The sequence below is a fragment of the Calidithermus chliarophilus DSM 9957 genome, from assembly GCF_000430045.1.
Lineage (GTDB): Bacteria > Deinococcota > Deinococci > Deinococcales > Thermaceae > Calidithermus > Calidithermus chliarophilus.
Window position 1 is genome coordinate 1 of sequence record NZ_KE387027.1, and the last position, 3,222, is coordinate 3,222.

3 protein-coding genes are annotated in these 3,222 nt (G+C 75.1%); all 3 read left to right on the forward strand.

What is annotated here, in order from left to right:
* On the forward strand, window positions 1–1,283 hold a 1,283-nt coding region (locus MEICH_RS27335), incomplete at its 5' end, for a thiopeptide-type bacteriocin biosynthesis protein (RefSeq protein WP_051304302.1).
* Window positions 1,284–1,294: 11 nt separating this feature from the next.
* On the forward strand, window positions 1,295–3,013 hold the full coding sequence (locus MEICH_RS0117050) for a hypothetical protein (RefSeq protein WP_027893596.1): 1,719 nt from the start codon (window positions 1,295–1,297) through the stop codon (window positions 3,011–3,013).
* A 6-nt stretch (window positions 3,014–3,019) separates the two neighbouring features.
* Window positions 3,020–3,222: hypothetical protein (locus tag MEICH_RS29495; protein WP_036219651.1), on the forward strand; the 203-nt coding region annotated here is incomplete at its 3' end.

Here is a 3,222-nt window from a genome sequence, read left to right on the forward strand (position 1 = left end):
GGGAGCCCTTGGGGGGCCAGGTGCGCCGGCGGGCCTACCCCTCGGCCGGGGCTCTCTACCCCGACCGCGTTTACGTGGTCGCCCTGCGCGTCGAGGGGCTCGAGGCCGGGGTCTACCGCTACCACCCGCTGGAAAACACCCTCGCCCCCGTGGCACCCGGCGCCGGGCCGGACGAGGCGCTCAACCTCGCCCACGAGCCCGACCTGGCCCGGGCGGCGGTGGCCGTGTTCATCACCGCGCGGCTCGAGCGGGCGGTGGAGAAGTACGGCGACCGGGCCTACCGCTTCGCCCTGCAGGAGTCGGGGCACATGGCCCAGAACCTGCTGCTCGGCGCGGCGGCCCTGGGGATGCAGGCCACGGTGCTCGGGAGCTTCCTGGAAGACGCCAGCGCCGAGCTGCTGGGCCTGCCGCCCGACGAGCTGGTCCTGTACGCCCTGCTGGCCGGCCCCGCCCGGCCCGACCCCGGGCTGGACGAAGCCGCCGTGCCCGCCCCCCAGCCGTGGTGGCAGTGGCGGCTGTACGCCGACGACCCGTTCAGGGGCTTGTCCGAGGTGCGGGGCCGCCTGCTCGAGCCGCTCGAGCGCGAGGGCCTGATCGAGGGGCACTGGTTCATGCTCAAGAGCGACGGCGGCCCGCACGTGCGGCTGCGCCTGCGGCCAAGCGACCTCGCCGAGGCGGGCGACCTCGCGGCCCGCCTCGAGCGCGGGCTCGCCGACCTGGAGACTCAGGGGCTTTTCCGGGCCGTGCCCACGGTGTACGAGCCCGAGGAAGGCCTGTTCGGAGGGCGGGCCGCCCTCGAGGCCACCCACCGCATGTTCTGCGCCGACGCGAGGGTGGCCCTGGCCGCCCACGCCCTCGGCGGCCCCGACCGCTACCTGGCCTCCCACCTCTGGTCCGAGCTGATGCTGCGGGCCCTGGGGCTCGACGCCTTCGAGCAGTGGGACGTCTGGCGCAGGGTGCGCACCCTGCGGCCGGGCTCGGTGGAGGGGCTGGAGGAGCGGGTGCGGCGGCTGGCGGGGGTCTTGCAGCAACTGCACCTCCAGCCCGATGAGGCGTTGGAGGCCTCGTTCCGCCGGCTGGTCCCGTGCGCGCAGGAGGCCCTGGCCGGGCTGCGGGCCTGGGGCCAGGCCCTCCAGGGCCTCAACCGGGAGGGACGGCTCGAGCGCGGCCTGCGGGGCATTGCCGCCGCCTGCACGCTCTTCCACTGGAACCGCATGGCCTTCGCCTGGCTCGAGCACCTGCTCATCGCTGAGGCCCGCTACCGCTCGACCCGGCCCGAGTGAAAGGAGACCCCATGTACCCCAAGCTGCGACCGGACGTCTACGTCGAACCCGCCCCCGACGGCATGAGGCTCGCCGTCGACGGCAAGGCCTACCTCTACCGCGGCCAGGCCACCCTGCGCCTGTTCGAGCGCCTGGCACCCTACCTCGACGGGAAGCACTCCCTCGAGCAGCTCACCCGCCCGCTGCGCCCCGAGCAGCAACAGGTGGTCCACGAACTCCTCCACTCCCTGCAGGGAGTCGCGGCCGTGCGCGACCACAGCGACGTCCAGGGCCTCGCCCTCCCCGACTGGCTCACCCGGCACTACGGGCCTTCGCTCAACTACCTGGAGACCCTGGGCGACGGCGCGGTGCGGCGTTTCCTGGCGCTGCGCCGTAAGCGGGTGTGGGTGCTGGGCGGGGGGTCGGCGGTGCGGGTGCTCGCGCCGGCCCTGTGGAAGGCGGGCGTGTGCCACGGCCGGCTCCAGCTCCCGCCGGGCGACCCCTTCGCGCAGGCCCACCGAGAATCCCTCGCCCGGCAGGCCGAGCTCGACCCCGAGCTCGGCTGGGAGATCACCCCCGACCTGCCCTTCAGCCCCGACCCGCCGCCCGACCTGGTGGTGGCCGTAGGAACAGTGGCCCAGGTGCGGGCGCAGTGGGAGGCTTTCCTGCGCCAACGCTGGCCCCACACGGCCTTCGTGCCCGTCGTGCTCAGCAGCGCCTGGGCGGCTTTGGGGCCGCTCTTCCCGGGAGGGACCTGCCTGGACTGCGTGCTCGGCCGCCTCGAGCCGGCCGACCCGCCGCGCGACACCGCCACCGCCTTCGGCATCGCCGGGGCCCGGGCGGCGGTGGAGATCTTCAAGCACCTGGCACAACTGCCGACTGCGCTCGAGCGGGGCCTGGTCCGCATCGACAGCGAGCAGCTCGGCGACACCTTCCACCCCCTGCTGCCACGGGCGGACTGCGGGCGCTGCCTCCCGGGCCCCGGCCCCGCCCTCGAGGGCGAGGACGACCTGGAGAAGCGGCCGCTGTTCGCCCGCCTGGTCAGCCCCTTCAGCGGGGTCCTGCACAGCCTGGACCCCGAGGACCTGCCCCAACTGCCCGTCAACTTGTGGGCGGTGCGCCTGCGGACAACCCCGGACCGGGCGGCGGTGTACGCCGGGAGCAGCCCCCGGCGGGCCCAGCTACAGGCGCTTCTGGGCGGGGTAGCCCAGGCACTGGGCGGCGGGGATCCCGGCTGGACCGCCGGCACCAGCGAGGCCGAGGCCCTGGGTCTGGCCCTGCTCGACGCGGCCCGGCGGCAGGTCCTCGAGCGGGGCGAGCCGGGCACACCCTGGCCCGCCGAGGCGGCGGTGTCGTGCCTGGACCCCGAAGGCAGCTTCTGGTGGCGCTCCCTGACCCTGCGCTACGGCCTCCAGCCGCAGCTATGGACGGCGTTGGAACCCCCCGGCCCGATCCCCGTGGTCACGCTGCGGACCGCCGTCACCTCGGTGACTGCCGCCGGGCGCAAGCTGGCCGAGGCGCTCAAGACCGCCGTGCTGCACAGCCTGGGCCAGGCCCAGACCCTGGAGGACTGGCCGGCAGCAGCGGCCAGCACCCCAGGGACCCACCCGCTGATCCTTCCCGAGCCGCTGGAGGACAGCCCCTCCTGGGAGGACTGGCTCGAGGCGAGGCCTGGGCCTGGCGTGTGTGCCGGGTGGCACCCCTTCCTGCGGGCTGAAGGCCTGTACGTGGGCCGGGCGGAGCGGGGGTGAGGGGCCGTGGAGGGCCGCGTCCGTCTGACCTGCGCCGGCGGGAACCTGATCCTCAGCTCCACGGCGCTCGACGCGGCGCTGGGGGAGAGCCACACCCCGCCCTCGTGCTCGGGCGGCGTGGAAGCCTTCCCTGCGCTGGCGGAGCTGCTCGCGCACCTGGAGCGGGCCGCCGCCAAGGAGCCCGCCGCCGCGTTCGTGCTCGACCCCCG

Bases quoted from the DNA above. Each gene is read 5' to 3' on its own strand.
- MEICH_RS0117050 (WP_027893596.1), top strand. From the start codon at position 1,295: ATGTACCCCAAGCTGCGACCGGACGTCTACGTCGAACCCGCCCCCGAC.